The organism is Exiguobacterium sp. s130 (assembly GCF_018619055.1).
Classification (GTDB): Bacteria; Bacillota; Bacilli; order Exiguobacteriales; family Exiguobacteriaceae; genus Exiguobacterium_A.
In genome coordinates this window covers 62845-79705 of the sequence record NZ_JACSNI010000008.1, presented here as the reverse complement: position 1 = coordinate 79705, position 16861 = coordinate 62845, and the positions used below count along the sequence as shown (strand labels likewise).

Genomic DNA, 16861 nt, shown 5'->3' with positions numbered 1-16861 from the left:
AATTGGAGGTTTTACTCATGGCAGAAACAAATTTATACGATCACGCGTACACGCTGGAGCGTGCATTACGCGAAACTTCGGAGTACACGACATTAAAAGATTTGTATACGCAAGTTAACGCAGATCCGGAATCAAACGAATTGTTCGCGTCGTTCCGTAACATCCAACTCGAATTACAACAAAAACAGATGCAAGGTGAAGAAATTACACCAGACGATATGGCATCTGCACAAACAAAGATGCTTGAAGTACAAAACAATCCATTGATCAGTCAGCTGATGCAAGAAGAGCAACGGATGCATACGATGCTGACGGAAGTCACACAAATCATCATGAAGCCGTTAGAAGAACTCTACGCGCCGATGATGGAGCAACAAGACGACGTGCAATAAGTAAACAAAAGGAAGGCGTGCCGATATAGCGCGTCTTCCTTTTTTAGTATGGTTTAAGATGAAGCAGGAACGATTCGTGGTAAGTAAGCGCGCTCGAAATGAATGAGACGACCTGAACGTGTGACGCGAGCTGCATGATGGGCATAACCGCTTTCATTCAAGCGTCTAATCCCTTCTTCTCGTGCCTGACCATCCGTCTCTGCTTCAAAGACGTCATCGAGTAACGTTTCACCACGATCTGAAAAGACTGTAATCGTATACTGCATACTTGTTCCCCCTTGTCTGATTGGTCTTGTACTCAGTATAATGAATCGCTATTCATTTCACAAGCGTAAGTCCAAGTCCTGCCACGTCAACTGTCTCGCAGCGGGAGGAGCTGTGAGGTGACTGACCGTCATACCAATCAAGCGGATTGGTCCATCGAAGGTAATGCCATTGAACAGTTTCGTTGTTTCCTCAAGTAATCGTTCTTCGTCCGCCGTCTCTTCTGAAAATGTATGCCGTTTCGAACGTGACTGGAATGTATCGGTCTTCCACTTGATCGTGATTGTTCGGCAGACGAGTTCTTTTTTTTGAAGACTTGCAATGACAGATTTTGATTCTCGAATCAACGTCGCGAATATCGTATCGATATCCTCCGTATCTTCTTCGAAGGTCGTCTCAGAACCGATTGATTTTCGCTCGCGTTCCGGACGAACGGGACGTTCATCGATGCCATGCGCCATTGCATGCAGTTCCGTTCCGCGATCGCGTCCGAGCAATGCTCGTAATTGTTCGACCGGCATTGCTTGGACATCTGCGACGATTTCAATCCCTTGTTTTCGTAACGCTTGTTCCGTGACTTTTCCGACGCCATGTAAATCTCCAATTTTCAATGGAGACAAGAAACGGAAAACTTCTTCTGGTGGAACGACGGTCATCCCGTTCGGTTTCTCGTATCCGGAAGCGACCTTCGCGACGAGCTTAGAGTTAGAGACACCGGCAGAGGCTGTCAGACCCGTTCGTTCTTTAATTTGTTTCAGGATATATTGCGCGATATACGTCGCACTTTTTTGATCGAAATAATTTTCCGTGACGTCAAGATACGCCTCATCAAGCGAGAGCGGTTCGACGAGGGGGGTCACTTCTCGGAAAAGCGCCATGATTTGCGCACTGACAGCCCGGTAGACGTCAAAGCGGGGGCGAATGAAGACCGCACGAGGGCACAGCTGAAAGGCGCGTCTTGACGGCATCGCGCTATGGATGCCGTATTTCCGTGCTTCATAGGAACAGGTCGCTACGACACCACGGGCATGAGGCGGTCCACCGACGACGACGGGAACACCTTTTAATCGAGGACGATCGCGTTGCTCGACGGAAGCGTAAAAGGCGTCCATGTCAATATGAATAATTTTTCGTTCCATCGGACAAGCGTCTCCTTTCAGTAGATATGATACAATTAGTATAACGAACTTATGTTCTGATATCTATTTTTTTGGTCGACTGTTCTTTGGCATCCGTACAAGAGCGCCTAACCATCCACGCCAGCGCATCCAGTAGAAGATGCCACCGGTCGATAAAAAGATTAGACCGAGGGATATGGCGTAGCCGTATTTCCATTCTAATTCCGGCATGATTTTAAAGTTCATCCCCCAAATCGCACCGAGGGCCATCGTTGGTGTCGCGACGGCAGTAAAGATCGTTAATGCCTTCATGATTTCGTTTCCACGGAAGTTCGAGACGGTCGTCGATAAGTCGAGCAGGACCTCAATGTCTTTTTGATAATGTTCGATGAGCATCAACAGACGGCGGACACGTTTCGTAGCTAGTTTCAACGAGAGATCCTCGAGATACGCGTCCTCATCGAGAAATGATTCTTCGCCAGCCATGACGAGCTCTTGAAACGGAACGATTAAATCGGACCAGTTCTCGATCGTGTCGCGTAAAGCGAAGATGCTATCGAGTGAATCTTCATTGATGCTACCGCGCAGTTCATCTTGTCTTGAGAACAGTTCCGTCTCAAACTGATCGATACCGGCGAAATACGTGTTCAGCTGTAAAGCAAGAATCGTATAAAAAGCCGCGAATGGATGCGCGGGAGAATAGGGAGCGACCAGGGACACGATTGAATCCGACAATCCGATTGTGATGAGTTTTTCTTTCGTTACGTAAAAGTAAATCGAGCGGCGGTCACTTTTGTCGACAGGATTTTGCCAGGTGACGACAGCGCCATAGAGAATCCCTTTTTCTGAGCGGGTGAAGTTCATGTCTTTCGATCGCAGCTGTGTGATCCAGTCCATTTCGGATTGGTCGACGGCAGCCGTCGGAAAGGTTTGTTCATAGTCAGCTAAATCGAGATAGCGGGACCAATTAAATTGAGGTTCCAGTTCCATGTTCATGACTCCCATATAGTAGAATGAAATAGTATATGCCTTAAGTGTAGTCAATGGAATATAAAAAAGACACCTATTTTACAGATAAAGGACGTGTTTCAAGTATGAAAGGAATCGGGAAGTTAGCAGTTGGAGAAACGCTCGATCAACGAGCGATGATCAAGCAAGCAGTCAAAGGAATTGCAGCAAATGGGAAACCATACTTGACGCTCATCTTGACGGATAAGACAGGCGAAATCGAGACGAAGATGTGGGATACGAGTGATCTTGAAAAATATGCGCCGAAATCAATCGTCCATGCTGCTGGAGAAGTCATGGACTATCGGGGACGGACACAACTGAAGCTCAAACAAATCACGGTCCTAGAGGAGACGAATGTCGAGGACTACGTCCAATCCGCACCGATTCCGCGAGAGCAGATCGAGACGGAAGTACTCGCGTTCGTAGAATCGATTCAGAACAGTGACATGAAAAAGCTCGTTAAACATTTGATTACTTCACGATTTGATGCCTATTTCACGCATCCGGCAGCGGTCAAGAACCATCATGCTTTTTACTCGGGGCTGTCATACCACGTCCTTTCGATGTTGCGCTTAGCGGATCAAATCGCTCAACTCTATCCGACCTTAAACCGTGACGTGCTAATCAGTGGCATCATTCTACACGATTATGCGAAAATCAAGGAGTTATCCGATCCGGTTGCACCGGAATATACGTTGCCTGGTAAACTCGTCGGTCATATTACGATGATGGTAGCGGAACTCGAAAAAGTCGGAGCAGAATTACAAATTGACGCAGAAATACTGACTGTCTTGCAACATCTCGTCTTAAGCCATCATGGACGACCGGAATGGGGATCTGCTGTAGCACCACAAATGCGTGAGGCTGAAGTCTTGTTCTTGATCGATAACCTCGATGCGCGAATGACGATGATGGATCGTCTTCTGGAATATGTCGAACCGGGACAGTTCTCAGAACGATCATTCGCACTAGATAATCGTGCTTTTTACCGTCCGAAGCTATAAGGGGGAAAAAAGATGAAGACGAAGTTGTTTGATACGGTTCAACTCGGAACGTTGACATTCCGCAATCGGGTCATTATGGCGCCAATGTGCATGTACAGTGCAAAAGAAGATGGATTCGTTACGGATTGGCACGTCACACACTATGCAACCCGTGCAATGGGAGGCGTCGGTGGTGTCATTTTAGAAGCGAGTGCTGTCACGCCAGATGGTCGCATTTCAGCTGGGGACCTTGGGATCTGGTCAGATGCACATATCGAAGGATTACAACGAATCGCACAGCAAGTCAAAGCAGCGGGCGCAAAAGCGGGGATCCAACTGGCCCATGCCGGGCGTAAAAGCACGACGGCAGAACCACCCGTCGCACCGAGCGCTTTACCGTTTGATGATACGTATATGCATCCACATGCATTGACACTTGAGGAAATCGCGACAATCAAACAACAGTTCATCGATGCAGCATTAAGAGCGGAACGAGCAGGATATGACTTCATTGAAATCCATGGCGCACATGGTTATTTATTGAACACGTTCCTCTCTCCGTTATCGAATATTCGAGAAGACCAGTACGGCGGATCGACTGAAAATCGGATGCGCTTGTTGTTAGAAATCATTGATGGAATTCAAGCAGTCTCACAGCTCTCGATTTGGGTCCGAATTTCAGCAGCGGATCACGCAACAGGTGGAATGACGACGGCGGATTATATTCCACTTGCGAAAGAACTAGCAGCACGTAACATCGACCTACTCGACTGTAGTTCAGGTGCTGTCGTCGCCAATGCTGTACCGGAAGTATATCCGGGCTATCAAGTGAGCTATGCGGAAGAATTGAAACGAGAGACAGGCATGGCAACAGGAGCGGTTGGATTGATTACGACAGCAGCTCATGCAGAAGAGATCGTCCGTAACGGTCGAGCAGATATCGTCCTGCTCGCACGTGAACTTCTTCGCCAACCTTATTGGGTCTATCATGCGGCAGCCGAACTAGGAGATACGGTCGCCTTGCCAAAGCAATATGAACGAGCTCCGATTCGAACGGTTCGCTAATTCCTTACTCTATGAAAAACAACGTAAAAAAGGAAGCCGTCATGGCTTCCTTTTTTTGATTATTGCTGTTGTTGCATCATTTGTTGTTGCATTTGTTGTTGTTCTTGTTTGTCTAGATCGAAAGCGTCTTTGAAATCTTTGTTTTCGACTTTGACATTGTATTCTTTCATGAGTGAACGATAAATATCGTTCGGGTTGACTTGTGCTGCTTTTTCTTCAGCAAGTGCTTTTTTAATACGTGCTTTTTCTTTATCGAGCGTGAAGTTTTTCTTCTCTTTGCGATCGACTACTTTGATGATGTGATAGCCGAACTGTGTTTTGATCGGATCGGAGATTTTACCTTCAACGCCATCCTTGAACGCGTAATCTTCGAATTCCTTGACCATCTTACCTTTTGTGAAGTACCCGAGGTCTCCACCTTTTGCACCGCTACCTGCATCTGTTGATTTTTCTTTTGCAAGTTTCGCGAAGTCTGCGCCTTTATCCAATTGCTTTTTGATGTCTTTTGCTTCTGACTTTTTCGCAACAAGGATATGGCTTGCTTTGACTTCGACTTTTTCTTGATCGAAACGCTCTTGGATTTCTTTATCTGTTACTTTGGATTTCGCAGATTTTGCTTCTGTTAAGAGCATTTGTGTGCGAAGTACTTTTTCGAATTCTTTTTCGTTCTTGATTCCAGCAGATTTCAGTGTTGAGCTGAACTGCTCTTTATCCGGGAACTGGTCTTTTGTTTTCTTGACTTCTGCTTCGACTTCTTTGTCCGTGACTTCCTTACCGTATTTCTTTTCAAGCAATTTGTTCATCGTTTGCTGGAAGGCGATTTGAGCACCAGCTTTTTCGTATGCTTCATCTTGGACGTCAGCCTTGTTGACTTCGCCACCTTTGTAATTGATGACGGCTTCGTCATTTGATCCACATGCTGCTAACGTAAATACACTTGCGACTGCTGCTGCGCCTAGCAATTTCTTTTTCATACATACACCCCTAATTTACCATTTATTTCAACCGTTTTATCATATCATATTCTCGTTTGGTTGACAGCTGTATCTTGTCATGCCAAGAGATACTTGCTCTTTTCCATGCTATCACATCCAGGTAGTCGGGTGAGGATAATTTTTATGGGAAATTGTGAGGGAAATAACACTCTTGAGACATAGTAGTAATGTCCCTGTCATGAGGAAATAAGACCTAAAAAAAGCATTCTAGCTGAAGGCTAAAACGCTTTTGATGATAGTATGCTTATGCTTTTTTTATTGAGTCCATGACAGGATCTTGCGGACGGCGATCTGCTTCTTCCGTGATCATCTTCGATGTCTCGGCAAAGATGTCCATGAAGCTGTCTCCATACAAACGACGCACGATTGCAGAAATATCCGTCAGTTCTGGGAACTTACCGTACAATTCCTGAAGAGGAAGTGATGCGCGGAAGACGCCATTTTCTTCGGGACGGAATGCTTGGATCGTCTCGAGTAAAAGCGATTCGCCTGCCGGTGTCAACTGGACATAGGTATTTCGTTTATCAGTTTCCTTTTTCGAGAACGTCAACAATCCGCGGTCCTCTAACTTCTTCGAGAAGTTGAATGCCGTCGAGACGTGCATGACACCATACTTCGCAATCTCAGAAATCGAGGCACCACCTAGGGCATGCGAAATCCATAAAATATGGTGTTCGTTAATGTTCAGATCAAAAGGCTTGATCCAATTTTGCCAATCTTTTTCTACCGTTTTCCATAGTGCTTTGCTTAATTGGACAATTTTATGGCTATACAATAATGCTTCTTGTCCAGGATATAACTTTTCGTGTTCCATATCTGACTCATCCTTTCGAAAGGTGACAATGGCTCAAACGCGCAAAATGCAAACTATACAAAAACAAATCGAAGCAACGGATCTTACTTTTGTGGAGAAAGCTGGTCTGCTTCCTGTTTCGCTTCATCAGCGAGAGACTGGATCTTCGTGAGCGATGCTTGGACTTCCGTTTGGTATTCCGAGACGCTCTGCATGACTTCTTCCTTGAAGTGCATACCAGACGCTTTTGCTGTCTCTACTAAGTTCTTGCCCTCGTGGGTCAAATCCTGCACATTCGTTACGATTGTAGAATAAGAATTTCGACGTTGATGACCGTTCGAAGAGTCGCTTTTCGTACCTTGGCGAAGCGCCTTCAGACCATAAAAAGTCACAAGTGTTAGCGTAGCACCAAAAGCGACCCAGTTACGGGCGGGACGCTTCGACATGATAAACCTCCTTTTTAATATTAAAATATTTGTTTCATATTATTTTACCGAAAATTGAATGAAAGAAACCTATTTCGGCAATATTTTTCTAAGGAGAGAAGAAAAAGAACAGCCTTAGATATGCGAAGCGATTGAATTTGCGAGCTCAGCCAATTCTTCTGCCGTATACTCGTCGTTATGGACTTCCCACTTCGCGCCGAATCCGTCTTGCTTATCGTGACGAGGAATGAGATGCAAATGGAAGTGTGAGACTGATTGACCCGCTACTTTTCCTGTATTGGATAGAAGGTTCATACCAGCTGCCTCTGTCTCTTGTTGAAGCGCACGGCTGATTTGCGGAATCGTCGCAAACACGTCCTGTGCCTGTTCAGGCGAGAGATCATACATATTATCGGCATGCTGTTTTGGGATGACGAGCGTATGTCCTTTCGTCACTTGTGACAAGTCGAGGAAGGCGAGAACGGTTTCGTTCTCAAATACGATATGACCAGGAACTTCTTTGCGAGCGATTTTACAGAAGATACATGATTCTTTTTGCATGGAACAGTCACTCCTTTGGGTAAGATAATATTAGTATACGGAAAGTTTCCGCCTTCCGCACGATTGACAGTCAACTTGAACCCGATACACTTAAGACCATACAGCTAATGGAGAAAAAGGAGCGAAGTGCATGGCATCACGAATAGCCTCAACGGCACAGAAAAAACGAAAACGACGTTTACTCATTGGTAGCGCCTTTATCGCATGTCTGTTTTTGTTAGTTGCCTTTTGGTTTGGGCGCAACATGCAAGAGGCGGCAAAAATGGAGAAAACGGACGAGCGGCTTGCTACTCTATTGAAGGAAAAGGATCAGCGTGGATTCCAACAACTAGTCACGATGAACGATAAACCATTACCGATGAGTGAGGCGACACGACTCATTACTTGGTTGACGACTGAATCAGAACGAACAGATCGGGTCATCAAACAAGTCAAACAGGATCAAGACTCTGGTAAACAAGTAAAGGCACATCTATTTACGTTACAAAAAGAGGATGGATGGCTTTGGTATGACCGGTATTCTCTCGATCTGAATCCACAACGACTGATCGTTTCAAGTGATGTCCCTAAAACAGAAGTATCATTAGACGGGGAAGTCATTGGAACGATGGATGGAACATCACTAGAAATCAAGCGTTCTCCAGGAGAATATGATGTCCAGGTGAGCGCCGACCAATCAGGACAGACCGTTCAGGACTCAAAAACCGTTCAACTCGGTGATGAACCAAATACGGCAGTTGATTTTAAATTAGCTGATCAGTTCAATACGACTGTATCAAACGAATATGCAGTCGATATCAAAACATTACTTGAGACGGAAGTGAAAGCGCGAACTGGAAAAAGTATCAATACGATGACGGGCTATCTCGGACGTTCGCGTGATTCGTTCGAGAATACGTTCGGTACGCCTGATTCGACTGTTGCCAACCGAGCACGATACGATGGATATGAAGTGACCTATCAGTCGGGTCAGGTGCAAGAATTGTTGATCCGATTGAATAAGACTCCGGATGAATTGGAAGCTGTCGCTGGAAAACCAGAACGAAAGAAGCGAGAGCAAGTCGGTACCGTTTGGGAATATCCGTCTAGTTTTCTCGAAGGTGTGTTCGAATGGTTGAACTTACGAGCAGAAAAACGAGTCGTCGAGCGAGAAGACGGCATGTGGTTACAATTAAAAGACTAAAAAAATCCTCGGACAGAACGTCCGAGGATTTTTGGTTATCGTTTATTCACCGCACGGAGAATGAACGATACGATAAGGATAAGAATGATAGCTCCGAGTAAAGCAGGAACGATTGCGAATCCGGCAACCATTGGACCCCAATCTCCAAATAATGCTTGACCGATGATTGCACCTACGAAACCAGCGATAATGTTACCGATGATACCGCCTGGAACATCTTTACCTAAAATCAAGCTTGCTAACCAACCAATAATACCGCCGACGATTAATGCCCATAAGAATCCCATTTAAAACACTCCTTTTCAATTTAAAATTTATGATTACTTGCGTACTGCCCGGAGAATAAGTGAAACGATGAAGATCAAGATGACTGCTCCGAGAATAGCCGGAATGACTGCGAAACCAGCGATTTTTGGTCCCATTGAACCAAAGATGGCTTGACCGATCATCGAACCGATGAAACCAGCGATGATGTTACCGATGATGCCGCCCGGTACATCTTTTCCAATGATTAAACTTGCGATCCAACCGATGAGACCACCAACGATTAATGCCCATAAGAATCCCATTTTTAAACAACTCCTCTACATATTAGTTTTACCTGTTTTCAGGCAGTTATAAACACGTGTGAAAGTGAAAAAAAAGAAATCATTCATTGAAAGGACTAGAAGATTAGACCACTTGATAGAGATTAAATGAACGATTCATCGTTTTCACTTTCGATTTGCATGTAAATCGTTTTCATATATTGATGTAACGATTACACTTAGAGTAATTGCCGAAAAAACAAGTATTAAAACATTATATTTTAAAAAATGAGGCACGAAGCTAGAAAGTCTAAGAAGATCTACCTTACGATGAGCTTAAAGGGAGTGGCAAACATGTTATTGGATATCAAAGGTTTATCAGGCGGATATGGATCGAAAACCGTCCTTCATGACATTAATATCGAAGTCGATCGGGGTGAACTCGTTGGTTTAATTGGTTTAAATGGTGCGGGGAAATCGACGACGATCAAGCACATCCTTGGATTACTACCAGTCAAGACGGGATCAGTTCGAATCAATGGATTGGATTTAGCAACGAATGAAACCGAGTATCGTCGTCAAGTCGCATATATTCCGGAACAGCCAATGTTATATGAACAGTTAACGTTGCGGGAGCATCTTCGTTTAATGGCGCAAGGATATGATGTCGAAGAGACGATTGCGACAGAGCGCGCGCAACATTACGCTGAACGACTTCGAATGACGAAACAACTCGAATGGTTTCCGAGTGTCTTTTCAAAAGGGATGAAACAAAAAGCAATGATCTTGTGCGCCCTTGTCACGGGGAGTGAATTGTTGATCGTTGATGAACCATTCGTTGGACTTGATCCACTGGCAATCCGAGAGTTGCTTCAGATTTTTAGTGAACTGAAGCAGGACGGTAAAGGAATTTTAATGTCAACGCATATCCTGGAGACAGCCGAGCGCCACTGCAACCGATTCGTTCTCTTACATGAAGGACATATTGCAGCGGAAGGGACAACGGCTGCTTTACGAGCTCGTTATGGACTACAAGATGGAACGCTGGATGATCTGTACGTTGCTGCGATCGAGGAGGCAGAACGATGAATAGCCAGTCCTTATGGAAGGAACGGTATCAGGCGGCGATGACGGAAACAGTGAAATATACACGATATATGGCGAATGGTGGACTGTTATTCACCGTCTACTTTGTTATTTTATACGCATTAGTCGTCTACGGTCGTTTCCTCGACCAACTCGATCCATCGTTTCCAGGTCGATTCGTCATGGCAGCCTTATTTCTGATTCTGCCGCTCTACCGGACAAGTCGAACGTTTCTTGTCGAGGCGGATCAAGTGTTTCTATTACCCGTGTTAGCGAAGTTATCCAGTTTCATGCAACAGGTGCGCGCATATAATGCGATTTTTGGTATCATCCGTGCCGTGATTCCGTTTTTAGCTGTCGTTGTTCTCTATGTTCGAACGGAACAGACGACACCACTTGAACTTGTTTTACTTGGAGCAGCACTTGCTTTGTTCGGAGCGGCTGCGAATTTATCCAAGCTTGAAGGCATCGCACATCGAACAGTGTTATTGTATGCATTTGGAGCAGCACTACTCGTCATCATCGATATGGCATGGATGTCGATCGTCGTTGCCTTGCTGTTAATGGTCGTCCTTCATCTGAAGCGTCAGGATCATCTCCCATTACGTGAATGGATTGCGCTCGAACGAGAATCACGTGATCGTTTTTATCGACTAGCCAACTGGTTCGTCGATGTCCCACATCTATCGGCAACGTATAAACACCGTCGTCTCTTAAGTAACATGGTCGAGCGGATTCCGTACCAAGCCCAGACGACATTCGATTATTTGTATGTCAAACAGTTCATCCGGAGTGGGGACGGCATCGGATTGATTGTTCGTTTAACACTGATCGGGGCTGTGTTCATGTGGTTGGCGAGCGGTAACGTTTGGTTCGTGGCACTTGCGATTCCTGCGTTTGGTGGATTAACGAGTTTTCAATTGGCGCCGTTTACGAAAGCAGTCGATCAGCATCTGTTGACTCGCTTATTGCCATTTGGGAATGCCGTACATGCTAAACGGAAAATCATCCGCTTCGCAGCAATCAGTCAATGCATCGTTTTGACGCTACTTGGATTCTTCTTAAGTGGATCCATGTATGTCGTTGGTGGGGCAGCTATAGCACTTGTAATTGGTGAATACTATGCCCGAAAATAATAAACAAGAAAGAGCCTACGCGATGGATGTTCATCGCATAGGCTCTTATTCGTTATGAACCATTAATTGACACGTTCGTTTGATAGATCTTCTTCTTCAACCATATGCAATTCCTTGCTGACAGGAGCAGGAAGATCGTAAGAAGCTTGACCATGTTCCGCGACGTCAAGACCACGGAGTTCATCTTCGCGTGTGATTCGAAGTCCGATCGTAAGGTCGAGGACTTTTAAGAAAGCATAACTTAAGACGCTGACGATGACGATAGCAAAGACGACACCAAGAGCTTGAACACCGAGTTGCGTGAAGCCACCCCCATAGAAGAGTCCTGCTTGTCCGATACCTGTGATTTCAACGAGTCGTGGTGAAGCGAAGAATCCAGTTGCGAGTGTACCCCAGATACCAGCGACGCCATGAACGGAGAAGGCGCAAAGTGGATCATCCACGCGACTTGCGAGAAGAATGCTCGTTCCATACGTGATCACACCAGCAAGGAAACCAATGACGACGGCTGCCCATGGTTCCACAAAGGCACAGGCTGCAGTAATGGCGACGAGTGCAGCTAATACACCGTTGATGATCGAAGGAATATCTGCGACGCGACGGTGCCAGAACGAGATGGCAAGAGCGCCGAGGGCACCTGCTGCAGTCGCGAGTAACGTCGTCAAAGCAACGTAACTAAAGAATCCGTCGGCAATCGTTAATGTCGAACCAGCGTTGAAGCCGAACCAACATAACCAGAGGATGAAGGCACCGACGACAGAATAAATGACATTGTGTCCAAGCAACGGTGTTTTTTCAGCACCGATTCTTTTCTTAAGCAGTAAAGCAGCAACAAGTGCAGCAATCCCACCTTGTAAGTGGACGACCGTTGACCCGGCGAAATCTTGCATTCCGAGCGAACCAAGGAATCCACCTGCCCAAACGGAACGAGCAATGATCGGATAGATGATAGCAACGAAAAACGTTCCGAACAACAAGTAAACGGATAATTTAGCACGTTCTGCGAATCCGCCCCAAGCGATTGCGAGAGAGACGGCGACAAACGAGAGTTGGAAGAGGAACTTTACATCAATCGTGATGTTCGACCAATCAAGACTGCTGAATCCTCCATGTAAGAAGAATCCTTCTGTTCCGATAATGGAGTTACCATCACCGAACGTCAATCCGAATCCGATAGCCCAAAAGGCTAGAGCGGCAACTGAGAAGCTGATAATTTGTTTAACAGCGACGTGCCCCGCGTTCTTTGCCCGTAACATCCCTGTTTCCAGAAGTAAGAATCCGATTTGCATCGTAAAGACGAGCAGTGCTGCGAATAAGACATAAAACGTATCGACTGAAATTGCGAGTTGTTCCAGTTTCATTATCGTTCCTCCTTTATCCATTTAAAGTATGTGTTTACTTTAGACGGAAATACTTTAAAAGAAACGTGTTGTGTCAGAAAATCTGACATGGTATTTTTGTAGAAAGGAGTGACGGAGATGAAGTACCGCGAAAAAAAGGTGATGTCGATCGGAATCGTCTGTGAATTGACCGGCTTGTCAGAACGTCAGATTCGTTACTATGAGGAACGGAAATTAATCTTTCCAGAACGGACAAATGGAAAGACGCGAAAATATTCGTTTACGGATGTCGAGCGACTCGTCGAAGTCGCGGAAAAAATCGAGGATGGTTGGCGCACGCACGAAATTCGAGAAAAAGAACGTAAGGTAACGGAACAGCAACGTTCTGACTTAATTCGTGGTCAGTTAAACGCTGCATTCGGTCTTTACAAGAAACAGTGAACATTTCATGAACTGGTAACAGAACTGTCATTTTGTAAACGATTTATTGGCACAGACTTCTTAATTTCAGATATAATGTTTCTGTGTTCACAAACTTATCGTACGTTTTTTGGGGCGTTAGAACGAGTATAAAGGGGTAGTTATGATGAAGAAATTCAATGATACGTTTTTGCGGGCGATCCGTGGCGAGCAGATTGATCACGTTCCCGTCTGGTACATGCGACAAGCAGGTCGTTATCAAGCGGAATATCGTGAAATCAAGAAGACACGGACGCTTTTCGAGATCACGCATGACTCGGAGCTAGGCGCATATGTGACAGAACTACCTGTAAAACAACTAGGAGTCGATGCAGCGATTCTATATAAAGATATCATGACGCCACTTCCGTCGATGGGCGTTGATGTTGAAATCAAGAGTGGCATTGGTCCAGTCATTGCGAATCCGATTCGCACGATGGCAGATGTCGAAGCACTGCAACCGTTCAACCGTGAAGATATTCCGTACATTTATGAAACAATTCGTTTATTACGGGAACGACTTGAAGTGCCGTTAATTGGTTTTTCCGGGGCGCCATTTACACTTGCGAGCTATATGATTGAAGGTGGACCTTCAAAGGGATACCATAAAACGAAAGCATTGATGTATGGACAACCTGAAGTATGGCATGCCTTAATGGAGAAACTAGGTGACATGGTCATCGATTACATCAAATCACAAGTAGATGCAGGGATTCAAGCGTTCCAAATCTTTGATTCATGGGTCGGAACGACAAGCCGGAAAGATTATGTCCGTTACATCAAACCGACGATGGAACGCATTTTCACGGAACTAAAAGATACAGGCGTGCCGATGATCATGTTCGGTGTAGGGGCGAGTCATTTGGCAGAAGAGTGGCATAGCTTACCGTTAGACGTCGTTGGACTCGATTGGCGCTTATCGATCGATGAAGCACGTGAACGTGGGCTGACGAAACCCGTCCAAGGGAACCTCGATCCGTCTTATCTGTTAGCACCATGGGATATCCTTGAAGCGAAAGCGAAGGAGATTCTCGACATGGGAATGAAACAACCAGGGTTCATCTTCAACCTCGGTCACGGCATCTTCCCGGAAGTTGATCCAGAAGTATTGAAACGTTTGACTGCATTTATCCATGATTATTCGAAAGAAAAAATGGAGGTAGAAAAATGAAGACGTTAGGATTACTTGTCATGGCGTATGGTACGCCGTATAAACCTGAAGATATCGAGCGGTATTATACGCATATCCGCCGCGGACGCAAACCGTCTCCAGAAGCATTGGCAGAGTTGACGGAACGCTACGAAGCCATTGGTGGAGTCTCACCACTCGCACAAGTCACGATTGACCAGGCAGAAGAGCTGCACCGTCAATTGTCTGAGAAATATGCCGGTGAAATCGAGTTTAAGCTTTATCTTGGTCTAAAGCACATCGAGCCATTCGTTGAGGATGCTGTCGAGCAAATGGCAAAAGACGGCATCACAGAAGCGGTCACGGTCGTTTTAGCACCGCACTATTCGACGTTCAGTATTCGTTCATATAATGGTCGTGCGAAGGAAGTCGCAGATCAGCACGGTATTCGTCTCGCATCCGTTGAATCGTGGTACAAAGAAGAAGCATTTCTCGATTGGTGGGGGAAAGAAATCCGCAAGACGTTCGACGCTTTACCAGTTCCTGAAGAAAAAGCCGTTCTCGTCGTTTCGGCGCACAGTCTGCCTGAGAAAATCATCGCAAACGGCGATCCGTACCCAGAGCAATTGAAAGAAACTGCCGAATTGATTGCACAACGTGCCGGTGTACCGCATATGATCACAGGTTGGCAATCAGCTGGACAAACACCTGAGCCATGGCTCGGCCCTGATGTTCAGGATCTGACACGTGATGTTTACGAAGAAAAAGGATACGAAGCGTTCGTTTACGTGCCAGTCGGCTTCGTTGCGGACCATCTAGAAGTATTATTCGATAATGACTATGAGTGTAAAGTCGTCTGCGACGAACTCGGAATCCATTATGCGCGACCTGTCATGCCAAACGCGGATCCTGCTTTCATGAAAGCTGTCACGGAAGCCGTCGCGAAACAGGTGGGTAGTTATGTCCAGTAAACGTCTCGTCATCGTGGGCGGCGGTATTTCAGGACTTGCGGCCGCCTATTATGCAGAGAAACAGTTTCCGGAAATGAACATCACGTTACTTGAGGCAGAAGGTCGTCTCGGTGGTAAGGTGGCAACATATCGGGACGAAGGATTGACGATCGAGCGGGGACCAGATTCGTATGTCGCACGAAAACACGTACTGACGGATCTCATCGAAGAGATTGGATTAGGGGAGCAACTCGTTCGTAATAACACGTCGCAAGCCTATATATTGGATGCGCGAGGTCTCCACCCGATTCCAAAAGGTGCCGTCATGGGTATCCCGACGGATTTAGAGTTATTTGCAAAGACTTCTTTGTTGACGGAAGAAGAAAAAGCAGAAGTGTCAGAACGATTGCTTCACCCTGCTCCTGATTTGACGATTCCAGAAACAGATATCCCACTAGGAGAGTATTTGCGTCCGCGTCTTGGAGATGCGCTCGTCGAGAAGCTGATCGAACCGCTTCTTTCAGGCATTTATGCTGGTGATATCGACCGGATGAGTACGTTTGCGACCTACCCACAATTTGTTGCAAATGAACAAAAGGCAGGAAGTTTGTTTGAAGGAATGCGTCTCATGCGTCCGCTTGACCAAGAACAAGGTCCGACGCTCAAAGCGACAGGTCAATTTTTATCGCTCGCTACTGGACTCGAGTCTCTCGTCGAGCGGCTAGAAGAGGTGCTTGAACGGACAGAAATTCGTCTTGAGACACCACTTCGCTCGATTAAACGGGAAGAAGATGGGCGGTATCGTCTCGAAACGGATCATGGTCCAGAGTATGCCGATGATATTTTGTTGACGATTCCGCATCGCCAAGTCGTGTCCCTGTTACCAGAAGCGACGCTGCCTGGGCTTGCGAACCTCTCGACACACTCGACGGCGACAGTCACGTTGATTTTCGATAAGGAAACAGCGTTGCCGATCGATGGAACAGGTTTCATCGTCAACCGTCAGGCACCGTATTCGATTACGGCGTGTACGGCGATTGATCAAAAGTGGAATCATGCAGCACCGAATCATACCGTGCTTCGTGCCTTCATCGGTCGTCCCGGAAAAGATGCACTCGTTCGTGAATCAGACGAAATGATTGAACGGGTCGTCTTAGAAGATCTTGAAGCCATCTGTGGTCGTCCGTTGCAACCGGAACGTGTCGTCATCAGTCGTCTATTAGACGGCTTACCGGCCTACACGGTAGGGCATGCACAGCGGATTCAAGAAGTGCGAGAAACCATCGCTTCGCACTATCCACACATTCATTTAGCCGGACTTGCTTATGATGGTGTTGGATTGCCAGACTGTGTAGCAGGTGTCAAAGCGACACTTGAACAAATGGCGTTACAACAACCGGAACCATGTCAAGAATCATGAAAGACCTAAACCTTTTTGAAGCCA

The 16861-nt window shown here is 46.0% G+C and carries 20 protein-coding genes; 10 read left to right on the top strand and 10 right to left on the bottom strand.

The features are described 5' to 3' along the window. Positions 1-17 precede the first annotated feature (17 nt). Complete coding sequence (locus tag HZS85_RS15260; RefSeq protein ID WP_023467337.1) at positions 18-392, top strand: YlbF/YmcA family competence regulator; 375 nt, start codon at positions 18-20, stop codon at positions 390-392. Positions 393-445: 53 nt separating this feature from the next. On the opposite strand, the gene HZS85_RS15255 is transcribed toward HZS85_RS15260, so the two are convergent. The 3 genes from HZS85_RS15255 to HZS85_RS15245 form a co-directional block, all read right to left on the bottom strand. After that, positions 446-658, bottom strand: a complete 213-nt coding sequence (locus HZS85_RS15255) for a YhzD family protein (RefSeq protein WP_056059948.1) — start codon at positions 656-658, stop codon at positions 446-448. A gap of 57 nt (positions 659-715) precedes the next feature. After that, positions 716-1795 (bottom strand): DNA polymerase IV, encoded by a 1080-nt coding sequence (gene dinB, locus HZS85_RS15250; protein WP_214856765.1) that lies wholly within the window; start codon positions 1793-1795, stop codon positions 716-718. 63 nt (positions 1796-1858) lie between these two features. Next, positions 1859-2764, bottom strand: a complete 906-nt coding sequence (locus tag HZS85_RS15245; RefSeq protein ID WP_214856764.1) for a magnesium transporter CorA family protein — start codon at positions 2762-2764, stop codon at positions 1859-1861. A gap of 104 nt (positions 2765-2868) precedes the next feature. On the opposite strand from HZS85_RS15245, the gene HZS85_RS15240 reads away from it, so the two are divergent. Together HZS85_RS15240 and namA are read left to right on the top strand one after the other, a co-directional pair. Next, positions 2869-3789, top strand: coding sequence for an HD domain-containing protein (locus HZS85_RS15240; RefSeq protein ID WP_214856763.1), 921 nt, complete (start codon positions 2869-2871; stop codon positions 3787-3789). A gap of 12 nt (positions 3790-3801) precedes the next feature. Then, the gene (gene namA / locus HZS85_RS15235) at positions 3802-4833 is read left to right on the top strand and encodes an NADPH dehydrogenase NamA (protein WP_214856762.1); all 1032 of its coding nucleotides are present in this window, start codon (positions 3802-3804) and stop codon (positions 4831-4833) included. A 59-nt stretch (positions 4834-4892) separates the two neighbouring features. On the opposite strand, the gene HZS85_RS15230 is transcribed toward namA, so the two are convergent. The 4 genes from HZS85_RS15230 to HZS85_RS15215 all read right to left on the bottom strand — a co-directional run bounded on the left by HZS85_RS15230 (position 4893) and on the right by HZS85_RS15215 (position 7607). Continuing rightward, entirely contained in the window at positions 4893-5807 is a 915-nt protein-coding gene (locus HZS85_RS15230; protein WP_214856758.1) for a peptidylprolyl isomerase, read from the bottom strand. A gap of 265 nt (positions 5808-6072) precedes the next feature. Continuing rightward, entirely contained in the window at positions 6073-6642 is a 570-nt protein-coding gene (locus HZS85_RS15225; protein ID WP_035409411.1) for an HTH-type transcriptional regulator Hpr, read from the bottom strand. 83 nt (positions 6643-6725) lie between these two features. Next, entirely contained in the window at positions 6726-7067 is a 342-nt protein-coding gene (locus HZS85_RS15220; RefSeq protein ID WP_214856756.1) for a hypothetical protein, read from the bottom strand. A 114-nt stretch (positions 7068-7181) separates the two neighbouring features. Further along, on the bottom strand, positions 7182-7607 hold the full coding sequence (locus HZS85_RS15215) for an HIT family protein (protein ID WP_214856754.1): 426 nt from the start codon (positions 7605-7607) through the stop codon (positions 7182-7184). A gap of 130 nt (positions 7608-7737) precedes the next feature. Between HZS85_RS15215 and HZS85_RS15210 the strand changes: the two genes are divergently transcribed. After that, entirely contained in the window at positions 7738-8790 is a 1053-nt protein-coding gene (locus HZS85_RS15210) for a TcaA second domain-containing protein (RefSeq protein WP_214856752.1), read from the top strand. A gap of 35 nt (positions 8791-8825) precedes the next feature. Here the strand turns inward: HZS85_RS15210 and HZS85_RS15205 are convergent, their stop codons facing one another. Beyond that, positions 8826-9077 carry a GlsB/YeaQ/YmgE family stress response membrane protein gene (locus tag HZS85_RS15205; RefSeq protein ID WP_087679752.1) on the bottom strand — a complete coding sequence of 84 codons (252 nt, stop codon included), beginning with the start codon at positions 9075-9077 and terminating at the stop codon, positions 8826-8828. Positions 9078-9110: 33 nt separating this feature from the next. Continuing rightward, on the bottom strand, positions 9111-9359 hold the full coding sequence (locus HZS85_RS15200; protein ID WP_087679753.1) for a GlsB/YeaQ/YmgE family stress response membrane protein: 249 nt from the start codon (positions 9357-9359) through the stop codon (positions 9111-9113). A 312-nt stretch (positions 9360-9671) separates the two neighbouring features. On the opposite strand from HZS85_RS15200, the gene HZS85_RS15195 reads away from it, so the two are divergent. Both HZS85_RS15195 and HZS85_RS15190 read left to right on the top strand, forming a co-directional pair. Further along, on the top strand, positions 9672-10406 hold the full coding sequence (locus HZS85_RS15195; RefSeq protein WP_214856750.1) for an ABC transporter ATP-binding protein: 735 nt from the start codon (positions 9672-9674) through the stop codon (positions 10404-10406). Further along, a complete protein-coding gene (locus tag HZS85_RS15190; protein WP_214856748.1) occupies positions 10403-11539 on the top strand; it encodes an ABC transporter permease in 1137 nt (378 codons plus the stop codon). The genes HZS85_RS15195 and HZS85_RS15190 overlap by 4 nt, the downstream gene beginning before the upstream one ends. Before the next feature lie 62 nt (positions 11540-11601). Here the strand turns inward: HZS85_RS15190 and HZS85_RS15185 are convergent, their stop codons facing one another. Then, complete coding sequence (locus HZS85_RS15185) at positions 11602-12900, bottom strand: ammonium transporter (RefSeq protein ID WP_035409402.1); 1299 nt, start codon at positions 12898-12900, stop codon at positions 11602-11604. A 117-nt stretch (positions 12901-13017) separates the two neighbouring features. Between HZS85_RS15185 and HZS85_RS15180 the strand changes: the two genes are divergently transcribed. The 4 genes from HZS85_RS15180 (at position 13018) to hemG (ending at position 16837) form a co-directional block, all read left to right on the top strand. Further along, entirely contained in the window at positions 13018-13320 is a 303-nt protein-coding gene (locus HZS85_RS15180) for a MerR family transcriptional regulator (RefSeq protein WP_035409401.1), read from the top strand. A gap of 142 nt (positions 13321-13462) precedes the next feature. Continuing rightward, on the top strand, positions 13463-14509 hold the full coding sequence (gene hemE, locus HZS85_RS15175) for a uroporphyrinogen decarboxylase (RefSeq protein ID WP_035409400.1): 1047 nt from the start codon (positions 13463-13465) through the stop codon (positions 14507-14509). After that, a complete protein-coding gene (gene hemH / locus HZS85_RS15170) occupies positions 14506-15438 on the top strand; it encodes a ferrochelatase (RefSeq protein ID WP_023467355.1) in 933 nt (310 codons plus the stop codon). The genes hemE and hemH overlap by 4 nt, the downstream gene beginning before the upstream one ends. Then, positions 15428-16837 (top strand): protoporphyrinogen oxidase, encoded by a 1410-nt coding sequence (gene hemG, locus HZS85_RS15165; RefSeq protein ID WP_214856746.1) that lies wholly within the window; start codon positions 15428-15430, stop codon positions 16835-16837. The genes hemH and hemG overlap by 11 nt, the downstream gene beginning before the upstream one ends. Positions 16838-16861: the final 24 nt, after the last annotated feature.